The sequence below is a fragment of the Amycolatopsis sp. Poz14 genome, from assembly GCF_006704225.1.
Classification (GTDB): domain Bacteria; phylum Actinomycetota; class Actinomycetes; order Mycobacteriales; family Pseudonocardiaceae; genus Amycolatopsis; species Amycolatopsis nivea.
This window is the reverse complement of the sequence record NZ_JACLHD010000001.1, coordinates 4167711-4186433: the sequence shown is the minus strand read 5'-3', so window position 1 is coordinate 4186433 and position 18723 is coordinate 4167711. Positions and strand designations below refer to the sequence as shown.

20 protein-coding genes are annotated in these 18723 nt (G+C 70.4%); 12 read left to right on the top strand and 8 right to left on the bottom strand.

Annotated features, from left to right (window positions below; genetic code table 11):
• Nucleotides 1-11 precede the first annotated feature (11 nt).
• Genes FKO37_RS20025 through FKO37_RS20005 form a run of 5 tightly spaced genes read right to left on the bottom strand, consistent with a single transcriptional unit; the run spans nucleotide 12 to nucleotide 4621 of the window.
• Complete coding sequence (locus FKO37_RS20025; RefSeq protein WP_107051038.1) at nucleotides 12-677, bottom strand: hypothetical protein; 666 nt, start codon at nucleotides 675-677, stop codon at nucleotides 12-14.
• 32 nt (nucleotides 678-709) lie between these two features.
• The gene (locus FKO37_RS20020; protein ID WP_238605424.1) at nucleotides 710-1732 is read right to left on the bottom strand and encodes an aminotransferase class V-fold PLP-dependent enzyme; all 1023 of its coding nucleotides are present in this window, start codon (nucleotides 1730-1732) and stop codon (nucleotides 710-712) included.
• A 10-nt stretch (nucleotides 1733-1742) separates the two neighbouring features.
• Complete coding sequence (locus tag FKO37_RS20015; protein ID WP_238605423.1) at nucleotides 1743-2507, bottom strand: isocitrate lyase/phosphoenolpyruvate mutase family protein; 765 nt, start codon at nucleotides 2505-2507, stop codon at nucleotides 1743-1745.
• A 48-nt stretch (nucleotides 2508-2555) separates the two neighbouring features.
• A complete protein-coding gene (locus FKO37_RS20010) occupies nucleotides 2556-3185 on the bottom strand; it encodes a GPP34 family phosphoprotein (RefSeq protein ID WP_238605422.1) in 630 nt (209 codons plus the stop codon).
• Nucleotides 3182-4621 (bottom strand): glycosyltransferase family 39 protein, encoded by a 1440-nt coding sequence (locus FKO37_RS20005; RefSeq protein WP_238605421.1) that lies wholly within the window; start codon nucleotides 4619-4621, stop codon nucleotides 3182-3184. Before FKO37_RS20005 ends, FKO37_RS20010 begins: the two co-directional genes overlap by 4 nt.
• A 168-nt stretch (nucleotides 4622-4789) precedes the next feature.
• Here FKO37_RS20005 and FKO37_RS20000 point away from each other — a divergent pair, with 168 nt between their 5' ends.
• Nucleotides 4790-6001, top strand: coding sequence for a sensor histidine kinase (locus FKO37_RS20000; protein WP_134666705.1), 1212 nt, complete (start codon nucleotides 4790-4792; stop codon nucleotides 5999-6001).
• Nucleotides 5998-6648, top strand: a complete 651-nt coding sequence (locus tag FKO37_RS19995) for a response regulator transcription factor (protein WP_238605420.1) — start codon at nucleotides 5998-6000, stop codon at nucleotides 6646-6648. Before FKO37_RS20000 ends, FKO37_RS19995 begins: the two co-directional genes overlap by 4 nt.
• A gap of 1 nt (nucleotide 6649) precedes the next feature.
• Here the strand turns inward: FKO37_RS19995 and FKO37_RS19990 are convergent, their stop codons facing one another.
• Entirely contained in the window at nucleotides 6650-7327 is a 678-nt protein-coding gene (locus FKO37_RS19990) for an IclR family transcriptional regulator (protein WP_037812547.1), read from the bottom strand.
• Between the two features lie 117 nt (nucleotides 7328-7444).
• On the opposite strand from FKO37_RS19990, the gene FKO37_RS19985 reads away from it, so the two are divergent.
• From FKO37_RS19985 to fahA, 9 genes are all read left to right on the top strand, one after another.
• Nucleotides 7445-7864 carry a nuclear transport factor 2 family protein gene (locus tag FKO37_RS19985; RefSeq protein WP_037812549.1) on the top strand — a complete coding sequence of 140 codons (420 nt, stop codon included), beginning with the start codon at nucleotides 7445-7447 and terminating at the stop codon, nucleotides 7862-7864.
• A 23-nt stretch (nucleotides 7865-7887) separates the two neighbouring features.
• The gene (locus FKO37_RS19980) at nucleotides 7888-8721 is read left to right on the top strand and encodes an SDR family NAD(P)-dependent oxidoreductase (RefSeq protein ID WP_238605419.1); all 834 of its coding nucleotides are present in this window, start codon (nucleotides 7888-7890) and stop codon (nucleotides 8719-8721) included.
• A complete protein-coding gene (locus tag FKO37_RS19975; protein WP_037812554.1) occupies nucleotides 8714-9508 on the top strand; it encodes an SDR family NAD(P)-dependent oxidoreductase in 795 nt (264 codons plus the stop codon). Before FKO37_RS19980 ends, FKO37_RS19975 begins: the two co-directional genes overlap by 8 nt.
• A complete protein-coding gene (locus FKO37_RS19970; protein ID WP_304512202.1) occupies nucleotides 9505-10908 on the top strand; it encodes an FAD-dependent oxidoreductase in 1404 nt (467 codons plus the stop codon). The genes FKO37_RS19975 and FKO37_RS19970 overlap by 4 nt, the downstream gene beginning before the upstream one ends.
• A gap of 38 nt (nucleotides 10909-10946) precedes the next feature.
• A complete protein-coding gene (locus FKO37_RS19965; protein WP_134666713.1) occupies nucleotides 10947-12281 on the top strand; it encodes an MFS transporter in 1335 nt (444 codons plus the stop codon).
• Between the two features lie 43 nt (nucleotides 12282-12324).
• Complete coding sequence (locus tag FKO37_RS19960; protein ID WP_037812827.1) at nucleotides 12325-12864, top strand: MarR family winged helix-turn-helix transcriptional regulator; 540 nt, start codon at nucleotides 12325-12327, stop codon at nucleotides 12862-12864.
• Between the two features lie 82 nt (nucleotides 12865-12946).
• Entirely contained in the window at nucleotides 12947-14146 is a 1200-nt protein-coding gene (locus FKO37_RS19955; protein WP_043830279.1) for a homogentisate 1,2-dioxygenase, read from the top strand.
• The gene (locus FKO37_RS19950) at nucleotides 14113-14970 is read left to right on the top strand and encodes a hypothetical protein (RefSeq protein WP_238608295.1); all 858 of its coding nucleotides are present in this window, start codon (nucleotides 14113-14115) and stop codon (nucleotides 14968-14970) included. The genes FKO37_RS19955 and FKO37_RS19950 overlap by 34 nt, the downstream gene beginning before the upstream one ends.
• The gene (gene fahA / locus FKO37_RS19945) at nucleotides 14967-16136 is read left to right on the top strand and encodes a fumarylacetoacetase (protein WP_134730612.1); all 1170 of its coding nucleotides are present in this window, start codon (nucleotides 14967-14969) and stop codon (nucleotides 16134-16136) included. The genes FKO37_RS19950 and fahA overlap by 4 nt, the downstream gene beginning before the upstream one ends.
• Before the next feature lie 324 nt (nucleotides 16137-16460).
• On the opposite strand, the gene FKO37_RS19940 is transcribed toward fahA, so the two are convergent.
• Together FKO37_RS19940 and FKO37_RS19935 are read right to left on the bottom strand one after the other, a co-directional pair.
• On the bottom strand, nucleotides 16461-17090 hold the full coding sequence (locus FKO37_RS19940) for a CoA transferase subunit B (protein ID WP_037812570.1): 630 nt from the start codon (nucleotides 17088-17090) through the stop codon (nucleotides 16461-16463).
• Nucleotides 17087-17797: a CoA transferase subunit A gene (locus FKO37_RS19935; RefSeq protein ID WP_037812574.1), complete on the bottom strand. Its 711-nt coding sequence runs from the start codon at nucleotides 17795-17797 to the stop codon at nucleotides 17087-17089. Before FKO37_RS19935 ends, FKO37_RS19940 begins: the two co-directional genes overlap by 4 nt.
• A 157-nt stretch (nucleotides 17798-17954) precedes the next feature.
• On the opposite strand from FKO37_RS19935, the gene FKO37_RS19930 reads away from it, so the two are divergent.
• Nucleotides 17955-18722 (top strand): IclR family transcriptional regulator, encoded by a 768-nt coding sequence (locus FKO37_RS19930; protein ID WP_238605418.1) that lies wholly within the window; start codon nucleotides 17955-17957, stop codon nucleotides 18720-18722.
• Nucleotide 18723 lies beyond the last annotated feature (1 nt).

Sequence of the window (18723 nt, the reverse complement as noted above, 5' to 3'; positions counted from 1 at the left end):
TCACGAGAAGCTCAGCGGAGCTTCCCGGACAGCTTCAGAGCGTTCTTCGCGATCCGGTTGAGCAGCTGCTTGTCGTGGTGGCCGTAGTAGAAGTCGGTCAGCACGATCGTCACCTCGGCTCCGGTGGCCTTCGACTCGTACTCCGCCTCGTTGCCGCTCAGTTTCGGGGCGTCGGTGTCGTGGAAGGTGCCGTCGCGGACCAGGTCGCTCACGTTGCCGGTGCCGTCGCGGTCGGTGAGCTGTTTCAGCTCGGTCGCCTTCGCCGCGTCCGGCATCGTCACCAGCACCACCGACACCAGCGCCTTCGCGTCCCCGGACTGCACCGTGTACAGCGCCCGGGCCAAGGACTTGCACTGGTTGTCCTGGAAGAACTTCTTCGCGCCCGAGTACGCGTTGGCGGCGCAGTCGGTCGCCTTGACCGGGCCTTCGGCCAGTTTGTAGTCGAACGCGGGCTTCGCCGTGGTCGCCGGGGGTTCGGCGACCGGCTCGTCCGGCGTGCTGTCGTGCCGGATCAGGTACCAGACGAGCCCGGCCACGACGGCGATCGCCACGAGCCCGGCGCCGCGCAGCAGGAGGGCGCGGTTGCGCGACGGCCCGGGCGGCGGACCCGGCTGCGCGGGCACGGCCGGGATCGGGGCCGTGTCCGAGGGTCCGGGGGTGAAGTGCGGATGGGACACGCGAACACCGTAGTTCACCGCCCGTGCGGCCTTCAGCCAGACGCTGCGCCCAGGGCGTCCAGCACGCGTTCGACGTCGTCAGGGCCGTTGTAGAGGTGGAAACCGACCCGTACCCGCCCGTTGCGGACGCTCGCGACGATCCCGGCTTCGGCGAGCCGCGCGGGATCGGCTTCCAGTGCCACGATCGCGCTCCCCTGCGGCTCCAGTCCGGCCGCGGTGCGCAGGGAATCGGCCAGTCCGGCGTTGTGGTCGCGCACCGCGGCGAGGTCCAGTGACGCGAAGTAGTCGAACGCTTCCGCGGCGCCGACGTGCGACAGCCACACCGGCGAAAGGTCGAATCCGCGCGCGTTTCCGGCCAGGCGCAGTGGCATTCCGTATACCGAGGACCACGGATCGTCGCCGGCATACCAGTTCGCGGCGACCGGGCGGGTCCGTTCGTGCGCCCGCGGGTGCACCGCGAGCCAGGCGCAGCCGCGTGGCGAGAACAGCCATTTGTAGCCCGCGCAGACGATCCAGTCCGCCCACCCGACGTCCAGCGGAAGCCAGCCCGCGGCTTGCGTGACGTCGATCATGACCGGCACGCCCGCGGCTTCGGAGGCGGCCCGCAGCGCGGCGGTGTCGAGGAGCGCGCCGTCGGCGGACTGCGCGAGGCTGACCGCGACGAGGTCGTGGCCTTCGACGTGCTGCGCCAGCTTGGCGAGCGGCGCTTCGGTGACGTTCGCCCGCTGCGCGAACGGGAACGTCACGCTGGTGAACTCGCCCTCGGCGACCAGGACGCGGGCGTCCGGGGCCAGTCCGCCCGCGACGTTCGCCGCCAGCTGCGACACCGAGGCGCCGATCGCGACCCGGTCCGCCGGGACCCCGGCGAGCCGCGCGAATCCGGCGCGGGAGCGGGAGACCGCCTCGTCGAAGTCCGACGGGGTGTCCTTGCCGGTGCGCCACCGGCTGACCGCGGCCTCGACCGCGTCGGCGACCGGCGTCGGCGGGATTCCGATGCTGGGGGTGTTGAGGTATCCGGCGGGGACAGCGAAGTCGGTGTTTCCTCCGAAGATCATGTCCCCCAGATTACGGGAGCAATGCGGTGATTTCGCCGTACGAAGGCGGCTTCATCGGCAGTTCGGTCCCTTCCCGCGCTGCGTCTACTGTGGACAGTGCGGCGGAAAGTGCTACCCGGTAGGGAGTTGAGCCGAGACTGACCCGCGCCACGCCGAGGGAGGCCAATTCGGAGAAAGTGGCTTTCCCGGGCAGGTGCAGGAGGTTCACCGGCACCTCGACCGCTTCGACGAGCTCCGCCACGTCCGCTGGCTCGTGCAGGCCGGGGACGAAGACGCAGTCCGCACCGGCGTCGGCGTACGCGCGGACCCGGGTGATGGCGTCCGCGACCGGGCCGACGCCGAGCCAATGCGTGTCGGTGCGGGCGTTGAGGAACATGCCCGGGACGCGTTCGCGCACCTTGGCCAGCAGCGCGGCCTGGACGACGATCGGAGCGAGCGCGTCGGCTCGGCCGTCTTCCAGGTTGATGCCGACTACTCCCGCGTCGGCGAGTTCCGCGACGAGGTCCGCCACTTCCTCGGGGTCGGTGCTGAAGCCGTCGGCGAGGTCGACGCTGACCAGGATGTCCAGCGGTGTCAGCGATTTCGCCAGCGCGACGGTCGCTGCGCGGGATTCCGGGGCCCCGTCGGCGAGCCCGGCGGCGGCCGAGACGCCGAGGCTGGTGGTGCCGACCGCCGGGTGTCCCGCGGCGGCGAGGGCGGCGGCGAAGCCGAACTCCCAGACGTTCGGCAGCAACAGCGGACGGCCCGGGACGTGCAACGCGGCGAAGGAGGTCATGTCCGCCACGGTACGACGTCCACGCTTCGGCGGCGGCCGAACTGTCGGTCAGCCGCCGGAACCGCCGGAGAACGCCGCGATCCGGGCTGCCCGGCGACCCGCGACCGCCTTTCGCAGTGCCGGAAGCACTGGTCCCGCCAGCTTCTCCAACTCCTTCAGCCGGTCCGCGTGGCGACGCGCGTCCGAGCGGGACATTCCGGCTCCGGACGCCGCGGCGAGGGACGCCAGCGCCGCGGCGGAAGCGTCCACTTCGGACGGTGGGGCGGTCAAAGCGTGGTCAAGCTGCGCATGCGCATCGCGGACCCGCGCCGGGTCGGCGGGCACCAAGACCTTGCGGTGCAAGATCGAACTGCTGCCTTCTTCGAGCAGACCCGCCGCGGAGAGTTGCGTTTCCAGCGACTGCAACGTGTCGTTCCTGCCACGGCGCAGCAATGCGCGCCACGACGCCGGGCTGTGCGTGCGGAGGTCGGCGAGCAGGTCGTCGAGCAGGAGGTCTCCGGTCGGGGCGGCGGCGGTCGGTTCGGCGTGGCCGCGCTGGTCGCGGAGGTTGCCGCGCAGCACCAGGTCGGTCACCGCGGCCGCGCGGACCAGCAGGGCCGCGTTGGAGCGGCGGGAGACTGGGCCGCCGTCCGGGTCGCAGGCGAGGAAATACGCTCGCGCGGGCAAGGAGTCGCTCATTGTTTCTTCACCTCTGGCCAGATCGTTTCCCAGGATTGCTTTCGCCCGGTGTACAGCCACATCAGCCCGGGCACCACTTCAGTCACCGAAGAGAAGTACGGCCGCAGCAGCGCCGGATCGAAGCCCGCGAAAAGCACGTTGCGCGCGGAATCCGGCGGCCGGTCGAAGTACCAGTAGCCTCGGTGTCCACTGTAGACATTGTTGATTCCGTACCGCGGGCCGTAGTACTCCACGGCCGCGGCGAAGGGGTAGATTTCCCCATATACGGCGGTTTCCCGGCGCACCGGCTCGGGCAGGGATCGATACGCCTGCCCGACCCCGTCCGCCAACTGCTGCTGCGCGGTCTCCCCGGCCGCGAATACAGTGCCGAGCGGAAACGGGCCAAACGAGGTGGCTTTCATCGAAGCTGGCCATACCGGCAGCCCGGCAATGGTGACCGCGGCCGAAAGCGTGAACACGATTCCGACCGGGATCTTCCACCAGCGCACCAGATTTCGCCGCGAAAGCTCCGTCGCGGCCGCGGCGAACGGCAGCGAATACAGGCTCATCAAGTAATACGAGCGGCCGTGCGTTCCGATGATCACCGCCACGACCAGCAGCAACGCCACCGCGAGGTACCGGTACGGCACCAGGTCCGGCGAACGGAACAGCCGCCACATCCCGTACAGCAGCGCCAGCACGCCGATTCCCATTCCCGCCCCGAGCAAGCCGTCGCGCGCGAAGGTGAGGTAGCCGGGGAATTCGGCCGCGACGACCTCGCCCATCCGGGTGTAGGCCCAGCCGTGCGTGGCTTGCCAAAGGAACGTCGGCAGGGTCGCCACGACGGCGATCAGTGCGCCCAGCCACAGTTTCGGCCGGGACACCAGGTTGCGCGGCCCGAAGACGAGCGCGGACACCAGCACCGCGCCCCACAGCGCGGGGATCAGGAATTTCGTCTGCAGCGACACCGCGGTGACCACTCCGGCCCACACGAGCAGGCCGTCGCGCCGGGTCCGGGTCCAGCGCACCAGGAGGAACACCACGAGCGTCCAGAAGAACGGGTCCAAGGCGTAGGTGGCGACCCAGTGGCTGATGATGATCAGCCCCGAAGTCGCGTACGCCCCGGCCGCCATCGCCTGCGCTCCGCGACCGCCGCCGAGTTCGCGAGCAGTCAGCGCGGTCACGATCACCCCGGCGCCGGCCGCGAGCGCCATCGGCAGCCGCAGCGCGACCAGCGAACCGGGGAACCACTGGTCGAGCGTGCCGGCCAGCAGCGGGACGAGCGGCGGCTGGTCGAAATACCCCCAGGCCAGATGATCTCGACCGGCCACGAGGAAGTACAGCTCGTCGAAGCCGTGCGCGTACCGGGTGCTCGTCGCCGCCAACAGCGCGACGGCACCCGCCGCGACCGCCAGCACCGGCAGCCGGGCGAACCGCGGGATTCCTTCGCTCGTCATGGCGTCGAGTCCACCGCGCCGGGCGGGTGCGGCGTAAGCGTGCTCGGTAGCTGCCCGCAGCGACGAAAGTGGATCGCTTCCGATCGAGCCGCAACTTTCGGCGGTAACCCGCCACCCGGGCGATGCGGATCCGGCGCGGCCGGGCAGGCGACCGGATACCGTGGCCGGGTGACCAGCACGTGCCGTCCCTGGCCGCGGTCGACCGACTGGTTCTGGCTGGCCGGCACCGCGCTGGTGTTCGCCTGCCTCGACTTCGGGCTTTTCCTCGCCGCCGGGCCTGCCACCGGCTTTCTCGGGCCGTACGCGACGCTCGTGCTGGAACTCGTCTGCGACGCGTCCCTGCTGCTCCTGGCGCGCTTCCCGAACGGCGTCGCCGGCCTGCTGATCGTGGCCTCGCTGGCGATGCTGGCGTCCGACCTCTTCTCCCCCGGCCTGCTCGTGCCCGTCCGCCAGCCGACGCTGATGACCGTCCCCACGATCACGCCGATCGTGCTGGCGCAGCTCGTGCGGCAACTGGACCGGCGGCGGCTGCTGTGGATCGCCGGGTTCCTGGCCCTGCTGGCGACGCGACCGTGGAATCCGGCTTGGAACACCACGCCGTTCGGACTGCTGAGCACCGCGCTGCCGGTGGCGATCTCGCTGTATTTCGAGGCGCGGCGGCAGCTGCTGAGTTCCTTGCGCGACCGGGCTGAGCGCGCGGAACGCGAGCAGCATCTGCTCGCCGAACAGGCGCTGGCGGCGGAGCGGCGACGGCTGGCGAGCGAGATGCACGACGTCGTCACGCACCGGTTGAGCCTGATGGTGCTGCACGCGGGCGCGCTCGGCGTGACGTCGCCGGATCCGTCGGTGAAGTCGGCCGCCGAGGACATCCGCCGCGAGGGGGCGCACGCGCTCGACGAACTGCGCGACCTGGTCGGCGTGCTGCGCAACGGCACCGGAATCGAACCGCCGGTGCCGAATCCGCCGCTGCCGGGCGAGGTGGCGGATCTGGTGGCCGAATCGGTGGCGGTCGGGATCGCGACCGAGCTTTCCGTGACCGGCGACCGGACCTCGGTGTCGCCGACCGTCGCGCGCACCGCGTACCGGGTGGTGCAGGAGGCGCTGACCAACATCCGCAAGCACGCGCCGGGCTGCTCGGCGACGGTTTCGCTGCGCTATCACCCGGGCGGGCTGGACGTGGCCGTCGCCAACACCCGCGCGACCCGGCCGCCGGACGCGGCGCTCGCGGGGAGCGGCTCCGGCGCGGGGCTGAGCGGGCTGCGCCAGCGCGTCGAACTCGTCGGCGGGACCTTCGAAGCGGGCCCGGTGCCCGGCGGCGGGTTCAAGATCGGTGCGATACTGCCCGCCTACGTCCCGACCACGGAAGGTGCTGCCCGGTGATCACGGTCGTGGTGGCCGACGACGAGCCGATGGTGTGCGCGCACCTGCGCACGATCCTCGGTTCGGCCGGCGACATCGAGGTAGTCGCGCAGGCGCGGGACGGCGCGGAGGCGGTCGAGGAAGTGGTCCGGCACCGGCCCGCGGTGGTGCTGATGGACCTGCGGATGCCCGGCGTGGACGGGCTCGCCGCGATCGAGCGGATCTGCGCGCTGCCGGATCCGCCCGCGGTCGTCGCGCTGACGACGTTCGACGCGGACACCTACGTCATCCGGGCGCTCCGCGCGGGCGCGGCCGGGTTCCTGGTGAAGTCGACGCCGCCGGAGGACCTGATCGGCCTCGTTCGCGTCGCGGCGGACGGGCACACCGTGCTGTCGCCGTCGGCCGCACGCCGGTTGGTCGCGCTGTCGTCGGACGGCCACCGCCGCGATGATGAAGCCCGTCGCCGGACCGCCGGGTTGACGGAGCGGGAGCGGGATGTGTTGGCGTGTCTGGGAGAAGGACTGTCCAATGCGGACATTGCCGGGCGGCTGCATCTGGCGGAGGCGACCGTGAAGAGCTACGTGTCACGGATGCTCGTGAAACTCGACTGCACCAACCGGACCCAAGCCGGACTGCTCGCCCACGAAGCCGGGCTCGTCGGCCGCTAGGTCATTTCAGCATCGAGCCCAGCCGCTGCGCGGAAGCCACCACCAACCGGCCCAGTTCGTCCGGGTCCGGAGCCTCGAACAGAGACAGCCCGATGCTCGTGCCCGGCGCGTCCCGGCCGGTCGGCACCACCGCGGAGATCCCGGTGATTCCCGGCGCGATCTCCCCCACCGACACCGCATAACCGCGTGACCGGGCGCGGGTGATCTCCTCGCGTTCGCCCTCGACCGGCGGTTCCGCCGCGAGCAGCGCGAGCCCGGCCGAGCCGCGGCCGATCGGGTCCAGCTGGCCGCTGCGGAACGACACGTGCATCCGTGCCTGCCGCGGTTCCACGATCATCAGCATCCGCACCTGCTCGGCGTTCTCGCGGACCACCAGGTGCGCTGACGCGCGGCCGGCGTCCGAAAGCTCCTCCAGCACCGGGCGCGCGAGCGTGCGCAGGTCCTGTTCCACCGGCTCGGCCAGGCGCACGAGGCCGGTGCCGAGCGAGATCCGCTTGAACCGGTCGCGCCGGCAGAGGTGGTGCGCCTCCAGCGTGCGGACCAGCCGGTGCGCGACCGTGCGGTGCACGCCGATCCCGTCGGCGATCTCGGTCATCGTGAGCCCCTGCGGGTGCTCCACCAGCAGCTCCAGCACCTGAAGCCCGTGGCTCAGCGTCTTCGACGTCCCCGATTCGGACACACGACTCCCTTGACGACAGCTTGTCCGGCGACCTACTGTTCCTACATATCGCACGGTGCGTGCGAATATAGCACGTTTGCCGTTCGAGGCAACCACCCCGCGGATCGAGGTTCGGACATGAGCGAAGTCCCCGTCGAGGACGTGCTGGCGGTGCATCAGCTCTACGGCCGCCAGAGCCACGCCATCGACTCCGGGCAGGCCGCGCGCTGGGCCGCCACGTTCACCCCGGACGGGGAGTTCGTCTCGCCCAGCTACCCGGAACCCGCCGCGGGCACGGCCGCGCTGACCGCGTTCGCCGAGCGGTTCCACGCCGGGTGCGTCGAGTCCGGCGAACGGCTGCGGCACGTGGTGTCCACCGTGGAGGTCCAGTTAGGACAGTCCGAGGACGCCCTGCGAGCGCTCGCCTATCTGCAGATCGTCGGGACCCCGGAAGGCGGTTCCCCGCGACTGCACCGGCTCACCGTGCTGGACGACGAACTCGTGCGCACCGCGGAAGGCTGGCGCGTGCGCCGCCGCACCGTGCACCGCGAACCCTGAGAAACAACGAGGAGAAAACCCAGATGACCACTCTCGAGCCCACCGGCCCCGGCCGGGTGCTGCACCAGCCCGCGACCGCGCGCTACCCGGAGATGCCGGGCAAGGTCGCCGTGGTCACCGGCGCGGCCCGCGGCATGGGCGCGCGTTTCGCCGCCGGTCTCGCCACGCGCGGGGTGCATGTGGTGGGCGGCGATCTCGACGCCGCCGCGATGACCGCCACCGCCGACGACCTCACCGTCGCGCTGGCCGCCGAGTCCGTTGAGGACAAGCCGGGCCGGATCGTCGCGTCCGCTGTGGACGTCACCCGCGCCGAGGACCACGTCGCGCTCGCCCAGCGCGCGATCGACGAGTTCGGCCGCATCGATTTCTGGGTCAACAACGCCGGGATCTTCCCGTACGCCGAGGTTCCGGACATCACGCCGGAGCAGATCCGCTCGACGCTTTCGGTGAACGTCGAGGGCGTGCTCTTCGGCGCGCAGGCCGCCGCCGCGCGGATGGAACCGGGCAGCGCGATCGTCAACATGGCGTCGGTGTCCGCGGTCCGCGTGCGCAAGGGCCGCGCGGCGTACTGCAGTTCGAAGGCCGCGGTCGCGCACCTCACCGAATCGCTCGCGGTGGAACTCGGCGACCAGGGCATCCGGGTCAACGCCATCGCCCCGGGCTACATCGACACCGAAATGACCCGCTGGATCCAGGACGACGCGCCCGCGCTGGCGAAGGCGCTCGACGCGGTGCCGCTGCACCGGATCGGCTCGCCCGAAGAGGTGTGCGGCGTGCTGCTGTTCCTGCTTTCGGACAGCTCGCGGTACGTCACCGGGCACAGCCTCGCGGTCGACGGCGGCTCCCGGCATGTCTGACGCCACCGAAGCCGTGCGCTACCCGGACGTCGTGCTCGTGACGGGCGCGGCGAACGGGATGGGCGCGCAGCACGCCCGTGCGCTCGGCGAACGCGGCGTGCACGTCTGCGTCGCGGATTTCGCTGGTGCGGACGAAATCGCCGACGAGATCCGCGCGGCGGGCGGGGCGGCGACTCCGTACACCATGGACGTTGTCGAGCCGGCACAGTGGACTCGCGTGCTCGACCGGATCCGCGCCGAGCACGGTTCGCTCGGCGGGCTCGTGAACAACGCCGGGATCTCGCGGCGGCTGGAATTCCAGGACACCACCGCCGAGGTGTGGGACCGGGTGCTCGCGGTGAACCTCTCCGGGCCGTTCCACGGCATGCGCGCGGCCGCGCCGCTGATGCGCGATTCAGGCGGCGGTTCGATCGTGAACATCTCGTCGATCTCCGGCCAGATCGGCTACTTCTCCCCCGCCTACTCGGCGAGCAAATGGGGGTTGACCGGACTGTCGAAGTCCGCCGCGGGCAATTTCGCGAAGTGGCGGATCCGGGTCAACTCCGTCCACCCGGGACTGGTCGACACCGGGCTGCTGGCGGGCGCGGACGCGTTCGTCAAGTCCGCTGTGGACAGTGTGCCCGCCGGAAGGATGGCCGACCCCCGGGAAATCACCGACACGGTGCTGTTCCTGCTCTCGGACCGGTCCACCTACTTGACCGGAAGCGAGGTCACTGTGGACGGCGGTCTCGTCTCCAACGGTCTCTACCATCGCATTCTCGCCGAAACCGGAGGTGATCTCGGATGAGCGTCGACGCTGACGTCGTGGTGATCGGCGGGGGCGGCGCGGGCCTCGCCGCGGCGGTGTCCGCCGCCGAGCACGGGGCCTCGGTGATGCTGTTCGAGTCGGAGAAGGAACTCGGCGGCTCGACCCAGCTGTCCGCGGGCATGCTCACCGCCGCGGGCACGAGTGTCCAAAGTGCACTGGGCATCGAGGACACGCCGGAACGGTTCTTCCAGCACTACCTCGACCTCAACCAGTGGCAGCTGAAACCCGGACTGCTCAAGACTTTCTGCCGCGAGGCCGGTCCCGCCGTAGAGTGGCTGATCGGGCTCGGCGCGGAAATCCCGGCAAAGGTGTCGCACGACGCGCACACCCCGGGATTGACGCGCGCGGGCGTCGAGGACGTCTGGCGCGGGCATGTGCCGAAGGACCAGGGTTACGGCCTCGTCCAGGTGCTCGACCGCGCGCGTCGCAAGGCCGGTGCTGAAGCGGTGCTGAACACCCGGGTCGAACGGCTGCTCGTGGAGGACGGCCGGGTCGCCGGTGTAGTCGCCGACGGCATCGAGGTCCGCGCGAACTCGGTGATCGTGACCAGCGGCGGGTTCGCCCAGGACCCCGCCCTGCGCTCGCGGTATTACCCGGACGCGGACGCGGCGGGCGAGGATCTGTTCGTCGTCGCCGCGCCCGGCTCCCGAGGCGACCACTTCGCGTTCGGCGAGCAGGTATCCGCCTCGATCACCGGCGAAGGCTGGGGGCTGCTGCTTCCGACCGCGTATTTCCAGCGCCTGCACCACTGGCAGTCCGGTTTCCCGCCGCGCTCGCGCGTGCTGGTGAACGCGCACGGCCGCCGGTTCATGGACGAGGACGCGTCGTACGCGGTGTCGAGCGGCATCATCTCGGCGCAGGACGGTCCAGTATGGATGGTCTTCGACGACCGAGCGCGCCGCGATCTTCCGCCGGGCTACGCACACTGGAACGCCGAGTACGTACTGTCCGAAGCGGACGCTGGCCGTACTCTGCGGGCCGACACGCTGGAAGAACTGGCAGGCAAGATGAACGTGCCGGCCGCCGCTCTCCAGGCCACTGTGGACAGATGGAACACCCAGCTCCCCATCGGCGAGGACCCGGAGTTCCTGCGGCACGAAACGCTGTCCGCCAAGGGCGCGGCCGAACCGCCCGCGAAAATCGCCACCGGACCGTTCTTCGCCGCGCGCACCCTGCCCGCCGAACTGGTCTGCACGCACGCCGGGCTGGAGATCGACTCCAGTGCCGCGGTGCTCGACGCCCGCGGCGACCGCGTGCCCGGGCTGTTCGCCGCGGGCGAGGCCGGGGCCGGAGTGCTCGGCTTCCGCTACGTCGGCGGCGGCAACGCGGTCGCCAACGCCGTCACCATGGGCCGCATCGCCGGTCGCTCCGCCGCCTGATCCTTCAGAGTTACTGCTCACCGTCGAGGAGAACCCCCATGTCCGTCCCCGCCGCAGCCGCCACCACGGCGGACTCTCCGCTGGCCAGACGCACCGTCCGCAAGGTCGGCGTCCGCGTCATGCCGATCGTCCTGCTGCTCTACATCTTCAACTACATGGACCGGGCGAACATCGGCTACGCCCAGCTCGGCATGGCCAAAGAGCTCACCATCACGGCCGCGACCTTCGGCGTCGCGTCGGCGATCTTCTTCCTCGCCTACGTGGTGTTCGAGGTGCCCAGCAACATGATCATGAAGAAGGTCGGGGCCCGGCTGTGGCTCAGCCGGATCGCGGTCAGCTGGGGCATCGTGACCGTGCTGACCGGGTTCGTCGCGAGCGTGACGCACCTGATGATCGCGCGGATCCTGCTCGGCATCGCCGAGGCGGGCCTGTTCCCCGGACTGCTGCTGTACTTGACCTTCTGGTTCCGCGGCAAGGAACGCGGCCGGGCCATCGCGACGCTCGCGCTCGCGCAGCCGATCGCGCTGATCCTCGGCAGCCTGTTCGGCGGCTGGATCCTCGACCACGTGCACTGGTTCGGGATGAGCAGCTGGCAGTGGGTGTTCATCCTGCAGGGCGCGCCCGCGGTGCTGATCGGCCTGCTGACCTTCTTCTACCTGCCGAACAAGCCCGCCGACGCGAAGTTCCTGACCGCCGAGGAAAGCTCCTGGCTGCAGGCCGAGATCGACCGCGAGTACGTGCCGGAGGAGAAGGAGACGTTCCTCGGCCAACTGCGCGCGGTGCGCGACGGCAAGGTCCTGCTGCTGGCGATTTCCAACCTCTTCATCGCCTGCGGCCTGTACGGGCTCACGTTCTTCCTGCCGCTGATCGTGAAGCAGCTCGACCCGAAGTACTCCTCCACCAACATCGGCCTGCTCGGCGCGATCCCGTACGTCGTCGGCGCGGTCGGCATGCTGCTGCTCGCCCGCAACTCCGACCGCACCGGCGAGCGCAAGGGCCACGTGATCGCCACGGTGCTGGTCGCGGCCATCGGGTTCTTCGGCGCGATCCAGTTCAAGACCGTGCCGGCGTTATCGCTGATCAGCCTCTCGCTGGCGGCGATCGGCGTGCTCGGCTACCTCGCGCCGTACTGGGCGATGGCCGCGCGCGTGCTGTCGAAGGAGCACACGGCGGTCGGCCTGGCCGCGATCAACTCGATCGCCGCGCTCGGCGGGTTCTTCGGGCCGTACGCGATCGGGCTCGCGGCCACCGAGAGCGACGTGACGATCGGGCTGTACTTCCCGATCGGCTGCCTGATCGTCGCCGCGGCGATGCTGGCGTTCCTGAAAGTGCCGCGCGACGCGGGCGCCCGCCTGGCTCGTCCGGTGAAGTAGTTTCGAGTTTGATTATCCCGGCGGCGCGGTTACAGTGCTGTCCATGCAGGACCCCGCCGCGCCGCCGGACCCGGACTCGCTCGACTTCTGGTCGTTCATCGCGCTGGCCAACCGCAGGCTGGCCGACGAGTTCGGGTTCCGCCACCAGCTGGCGACCGAGGTGCTGCTGACCCTGAACCGGGCGTCGAACCTGGTCACCTACGACCTCGAATCCGCCGTGCACCGGCCGCGCGGGCGGTCGTGGTCGGCGTTCCGGGTGCTGTTCGTCGTGTGGCTCGCCGGGCCACTCGAACCGTCGGCCGCCGCGCGGCTCACCGGCATGAGCCGGGCGGCGGTCTCGAATCTCGCGAAGACCCTGGTCAGCGAGGGTTTGCTGACCCGGACGCCGGGCGAGACGGACGGCCGTTCGGTGCGGCTTTCGCTCACCGAGGCCGGGCACGCCGAGATGCTCGAGGTGTTCGAGGCGCAGAACGAACGCGAGGCCGGGTGGGTCGAGGTGCTCACCGAGGCCGAGCAGCGCGTGCTGGTGATGCTGCTCGACAAGCTCATCTCCGGCCGGGCGGGCTTCGCGACCCGCCGCTAGCCCTTCCCCTGGTCCAGCTCGGGGACTAGGCTGGTCGGAAAGTAGTACATACTTTGATTACTTCGCGCCGAGGAGGCGACCCATGGCCTACTACCGCAGCGCGGGCAGCATCCCGCCTAAGCGGCACACCCAGCACCGCACGCCCGAAGGCGGGCTCTATTCCGAGGAGCTGATGGGCGAGGAGGGCTTCTCGTCGGACTCGTCGCTGCTGTACCACCGCGGCATCCCGTCCGCGATCGTCGACGCGACGCCGTGGGAACTGCCGGACCAGACGCTCACCGAGAACCGGCCGCTCAAGCCGCTGCACCTCAAGCTGCACACGCTGTTCCCCGGCCAGGAGTGGAAGAGCGCGGACGTCGTGAACAACCGGCGGCTCGTGCTCGGCAACGGCGACGTGCGGATCTCCTACGTCGCCGCCGGCGAGGCTTCCCCGTTGTACCGCAACGCGATCGGCGACGAATGCGTGTACGTCGAGTCCGGCGAAGCGGTCGTCGAGACGGTGTTCGGCGCGCTGCCCGCCCGCACCGGCGACTACGTGATCCTCCCCCGGGCCACCACGCACCGCTGGGTGCCGAAGGGGCCGGAACCGTTGCGCGCCTACGTGATCGAGGCGAACTCGCACATCGCGCCGCCGAAGCGGTACCTGTCGCGCTACGGCCAGTTGCTGGAGCACGCGCCCTACTGCGAGCGCGACCTGCACGGCCCGGCCGAGCCGCTGGTCGTCGAAGGCACCGACGTCGAGGTTCTAGTGAAGCACCGGGGTTCACGCGGCGTCGTCGGCACCCGTTACGTCTACCCGACGCACCCGTTCGACGTGGTCGGCTGGGACGGCTGTCTCTACCCGTACACGTTCAACGTCTCCGATTTCGAGCCCATCACCGGCCGCGTGCACCAGCCGCCGCCCGTGCACCAGGTGTTCGAGGGCAACAACTTCGTCATCTGCAACTTCGTCCCGCGCAAGGTCGACTACCACCCGCTCTCGATCCCGGTGCCGTACTACCACTCCAATGTGGACTCCGACGAGGTGATGTTCTACTGCGGCGGGAACTACGAGGCGCGCAAGGGATCCGGCATCGGACAGGGCTCGATCAGCCTGCACCCCGGCGGCCACAGCCACGGCCCGCAGCCGGGCGCGGTGGAACGCTCGCTCGGCGCGGAGTTCTTCGACGAGCTGGCGGTCATGGTCGACACGTTCCGCCCGCTGGAGATCGGCGAGGGCGGCCACGCGAGCGACGACCCCGGCTACGCCTGGACCTGGGCAGGACGGGGACCGCAGTCGTGACCGACGCACTTACCCGCGGCCTCCTGGACGACGCGGCGGTCTTCCCGCCCGGCCTCGCGCCGCTGCCGGACGCCGTCGCCGCCCACGACCGGCACACCGCTTCGCCGTACGCCGCGATGGTCGGCCCGCTGGTCGTCGCCGCGTCCGGCTTGGCGGAACTGGCTGAGGTCGTCGCAGGCCGCGAGACTCCGTTGCCGCTCACCGTGACGCTGCCCGCCGGGCCGGGCGGGATCGCCGACGTGCTCAAGGCGGTCGACGGGCTCCCGGTGTCGGTCGAATCGCTGGAAATCGCGGTGCCGCAAGGAATGACTGTGGACGAGTTCCTGTCCGCAGTGGACGGTTGCCCGGTGCCGGTCGCCGTGGAGATCCCGCGCGACGAACGCCGGGTTCCGTTGCTGCGGGCGCTTTCCGGCACCCCGCACAAGGCGAAGTTCCGCACCGGCGGCACGTCGGCCGAGTACTACCCGGACGAAGCCGAACTCGCCGCCGCGATCCGCGCGACCGCCGAGGCGGGCGTGCCGTTCAAGGCAACCGCGGGCCTGCACCACGCGATCCGCAACACCGATCCGAACACGGGATTCGAACAGCACGGTTTCCTGAACCTCTTGCTCGCCGCCGAAGCGGTCGACCGCGGTGCCGAGGACGAGGAAGTCGTTGCCCTGCTTGCCGAACGCGACGGTGCCGCGGTCGCCGACCGGATCCGCGCGCTGGCCCCGGAACGCCTGGCGGCGGCGCGCGCTAAGTTCACCTCGTTCGGGACCTGCAGCATCACCGACCCGCTCACCGAACTGACAGACCTAGGCCTGATCGGAGCCCCCGCATGACCGTGCTCGACATTCCCGCCGGCTCCCCCTTCGGCGTCGAAAACCTGCCGTACGGCGTCTTCTCGGCAGGCGGCGGCAGTCCCCGGGTGGGCGTGCGCGTGGGCGAGCACGTGCTGGACCTGTCGATCGCCCTCGGCGACGAGGTGTTCGCCGAGCCGACGTTGAACGCCTTCATGGCGCAGGGTTACGACCGCTGGGTCGAGGTCCGCACGCGGCTGCAGACGCTCGTGACCGGCGAGGTGCCCGCCGAAGCCGTGCACGCGGTCGCCGACGTCAAGCTGCACCTGCCCATCGACGTCGCCGATTACGTGGACTTCTACGCCTCGGAACACCACGCGTCGAACGTCGGCCGGCTGTTCCGTCCGGACGCGGAACCGTTGCTGCCCAACTGGAAACACCTCCCGGTCGGCTACCACGGCCGCTCCGGAACGGTCTACGTGTCCGGCACCGACGTGGTCCGCCCGAGCGGCCAGCGCAAGGGCGAGGACGGCCCGGTCTTCGGCCCGAGCACCCGCCTGGACATCGAAGCGGAACTGGGCTTCATCGTCGGCGCGGGCACTCCGGCCAATACCCCGATCTCGCCGGACGACTTCCCTCGCCACGTTTTCGGCGCGGTCCTGCTGAACGACTGGTCGGCCCGCGACATCCAGGCCTGGGAGTACGTGCCGCTGGGCCCGAACCTGGGCAAGAGCTTCGCGACGTCGATCTCGCCGTGGGTGGTCCCGGTGCTGGCGCTCGCCGAGGCCCGGGTGCCGCTGCCCGGCCAGACCTCGCCGGAACCCCTGCCCTACCTGCGGGAATCGTCGCCGTGGGGCTTGGACATCACGCTCGCCGTGGAGTGGAACGGCCAGGAGGTGGCGCGCCCGCCGTACCGCGAGATGTACTGGTCCCCGGCCCAGATGCTGGCCCACCTGACCGTCAACGGCGCCTCCGCCCGCACCGGCGACCTCTACGGCTCGGGCACGATCTCCGGCGCGGACCCGGCGGAACGCGGCTCGTTCCTGGAACTCTCCTGGGGCGGCCGGGATCCGCTGACCGTCAAGGGCGAATCCCGCACCTTCCTCCAGGACGGGGACGAGGTCGCGATCACCGGCGCCGCCACCACGAGCAGCGGCGCGAAACTGGGCTTCGGCGAGGTCCGGGGGCGCATCCTTCCCGCGCAGTAACCAGCGCAACGTACGTGAGGGGCCCCTGAGGGAATCAGATTCCGTCAGGGGCCCCTCGCGTACGTCCCCAATGCCACATTGGGTGCATCTGACGCACCCAATGCGGCATTCGGTGCGTCTCACGCACCCAATGCCACATTGGGGCGCTAGCCCGGCCACCCCACCGCAGCCAGTGCGCCCAACCCGCCAACGCACCCACACTCCCCCGCACCCCGATACAAAGCCGAAACGCGGCGCGGGGGTGCTTGTCAAGGCATCTTTCCCGCCTTGACAAGCACCCCCGCGCCGTCGTCACAATCAGGCTTCGGGGCGCCCCGACCGCAGCTACTCCGCGACCGGAGCCCCAGTCTTCTCCCGCACCTCGTCAAGAGAAACCCCAGGCGCCAGCTCCACCAGCTTCAGCCCGTCGTCGGTAACGTCCAGCACCGCCAGATTGGTGATGATCCGGTTCACCACTCCGGCCCCGGTCAACGGCAGCGTGCACTTCTCGACGATCTTCGGCGTCCCGTCCTTGGCGGTGTGATCAGTAATGATCACCACCCGGCGGGCCCCGGCGACGAGATCCATCGCCCCGCCCATCCCCTTGACCAGCGCACCGGGCACCGTCCAGTTGGCCAGGTCGCCGTTGGCGCCGACCTGCAGCGCCCCGAGCAGCGCCAGGTCGATGTGCCCGCCGCGGATCATCGCGAACGACTCCGCGGAGTCGAACAGGCTGGCCCCGGGCTGCAACGTGACCGTCTGCTTGCCCGCGTTCACCAGGTCGGGGTCTTCCTCGCCCTCCCAGGGGAACGGCCCCAGCCCGAGAATCCCGTTCTCGCTGTGCAGCGTCACCTGCACGCCGTCCGGAATGTGGTTCGCCACCTGGGTCGGAATCCCGATCCCGAGGTTCACGTAATCGCCGTCCCGCAGTTCGCGAGCCCCGATCGTGGCCATGTCGTCCCGAGTCCAGCTCACGCCGACGCCTCCTCACGCACGCGCACGGTCCGCTTTTCGATCTGCTTTTCCCGCGCAGTCGCCTGAATCAGCCGCTGCACGTAAATTCCCGGCGTCGTGATCCGCTCCGGATCCAGGTACTCGTCCGAAACCTGCTCGGCCTCGGCGACGGTCACCTTGCCGCAGGTCGCGACGAGCGGGTTGAAGTTCCGCGAGGCGTACCGGTAGATCAGGTTCCCGGCCGGGTCCGCGACGTACGCGTGCACCAGCGAAAGGTCCGCGACGATGCCGCGCTCCTGCACGTAGGTGACGCCGTCGAACTCGGCGTGCGGCTTGCCCTCGGCGATCGGCGTGCCGACGCCGGACTTGGTGTAGAACGCCGGGATCCCCGCGCCGCCTGCCCGCATCCGCTCGGCGAGCGTCCCCTGCGGGGTGAACTCGACCTCGACGGTCCCGTCGAGGTACTGCTGCGCGAACAGCTTGTTCTCGCCCACGTACGACGCGATCACCCGGCGCACCTGCCGGTTGTCGAGCAGAATGCCGAGCCCGGCCCCGTCGACTCCCATGTTGTTCGAGACGATCGTCAGATCGCGCACGCCCGAGTCCCGGACCGCCTCGATGAGGTCGTTCGGGTTCCCGGTGAGGCCGAAGCCCCCGACCGCGATCGTCAGCCCGTCCTCGAGCAGCCCGTCGAGGGCCTCCGCGGCGCTGCGGTACTTCGTCGGCACGGCATCCTCTCCACTTCGTTCGGTGAGTGGTCAGTCCCCGCATTCCACCCAGCGCAGGGGAAACGGGTCAACCGACACGCCGGGATCCCCGGCAAACCTCTCGCGCACCGAACACCCGCGCCCGATGCGTCCACTGAGCGGACGTACCCTCGTTCCCGTGCCCCCCTCGCCTCCCGACCACGTCGTAGGACGGGTGTCCGCGGTCCTGCGCGCATTGTCCGCCTTCCGCGACGGAGCGTCGACCTCGCAGCTGGCGCGCCAGTGCGGCCTCGCCCGGCCGACGGTGCACCGGCTGCTCGCGTCGCTGGCCGCCGAGGGCTACGTCGACCGCGACCGGCAATCCGGCCGCTGGTACCTGGGCCCGGAGTTGTACCTGCTGGGCGAGGCGGCCGCCCCGCGCTACGACGTGACGCAGCAGGCGCGCGCGAGCGTCCACCGGCTGGCCGCGGCGACCGGGGAGAGCGCGTTCTTCTCCGCGCGCCGCGGCAACGAGACGGTCTGCCTGCTGCGCGAGGACGGCGACTTCCCGATCCGGTCGTTCGTCCTGTACGAGAGCGCCCGGTTCCCGCTGGGCGTGGTGTCGGCGGGGCTGGTGGTGCTGTCGATGCTGCCGGACCGGGAGGTCGAGGAGTATCTGTCCACAGTGGACCTGACGGCCGAATGGGGCCCGGCGCACCGGGCGGAGGACGTGCGGGCCCGGGTCGCGCGGACGCGGGAGGACGGGTACTCGACCAACCCCGGACTGGTGGTCGAAGGAAGCTGGGGGATGGCCGCGGCGGTGTTCACGCCCACCGGGGAGCCCGCGTGGGCGTTGACGCTGACCGGGGTGGAGTCGCGGTTCCGGGCGGAACGGCGGGGCGAACTGGGGGCGTTGCTGCTCAAGGAAGCGCATGCGTTGACGAACTTGCTTCGGCAGCCCTCGTGAG

Coding starts and splice junctions, on each gene's coding strand:
- FKO37_RS20020 (WP_238605424.1), bottom strand. CDS start 1,732: ATGATCTTCGGAGGAAACACCGACTTCGCTGTCCCCGCCGGATACCTC.
- FKO37_RS20015 (WP_238605423.1), bottom strand. CDS start 2,507: ATGACCTCCTTCGCCGCGTTGCACGTCCCGGGCCGTCCGCTGTTGCTG.
- FKO37_RS20010 (WP_238605422.1), bottom strand. CDS start 3,185: ATGAGCGACTCCTTGCCCGCGCGAGCGTATTTCCTCGCCTGCGACCCG.
- FKO37_RS20005 (WP_238605421.1), bottom strand. CDS start 4,621: ATGACGAGCGAAGGAATCCCGCGGTTCGCCCGGCTGCCGGTGCTGGCG.
- FKO37_RS19985 (WP_037812549.1), top strand. CDS start 7,445: ATGAGCGAAGTCCCCGTCGAGGACGTGCTGGCGGTGCATCAGCTCTAC.
- FKO37_RS19980 (WP_238605419.1), top strand. CDS start 7,888: ATGACCACTCTCGAGCCCACCGGCCCCGGCCGGGTGCTGCACCAGCCC.
- FKO37_RS19975 (WP_037812554.1), top strand. CDS start 8,714: ATGTCTGACGCCACCGAAGCCGTGCGCTACCCGGACGTCGTGCTCGTG.
- FKO37_RS19970 (WP_304512202.1), top strand. CDS start 9,505: ATGAGCGTCGACGCTGACGTCGTGGTGATCGGCGGGGGCGGCGCGGGC.
- FKO37_RS19965 (WP_134666713.1), top strand. CDS start 10,947: ATGTCCGTCCCCGCCGCAGCCGCCACCACGGCGGACTCTCCGCTGGCC.
- FKO37_RS19960 (WP_037812827.1), top strand. CDS start 12,325: ATGCAGGACCCCGCCGCGCCGCCGGACCCGGACTCGCTCGACTTCTGG.
- FKO37_RS19955 (WP_043830279.1), top strand. CDS start 12,947: ATGGCCTACTACCGCAGCGCGGGCAGCATCCCGCCTAAGCGGCACACC.
- fahA (WP_134730612.1), top strand. CDS start 14,967: ATGACCGTGCTCGACATTCCCGCCGGCTCCCCCTTCGGCGTCGAAAAC.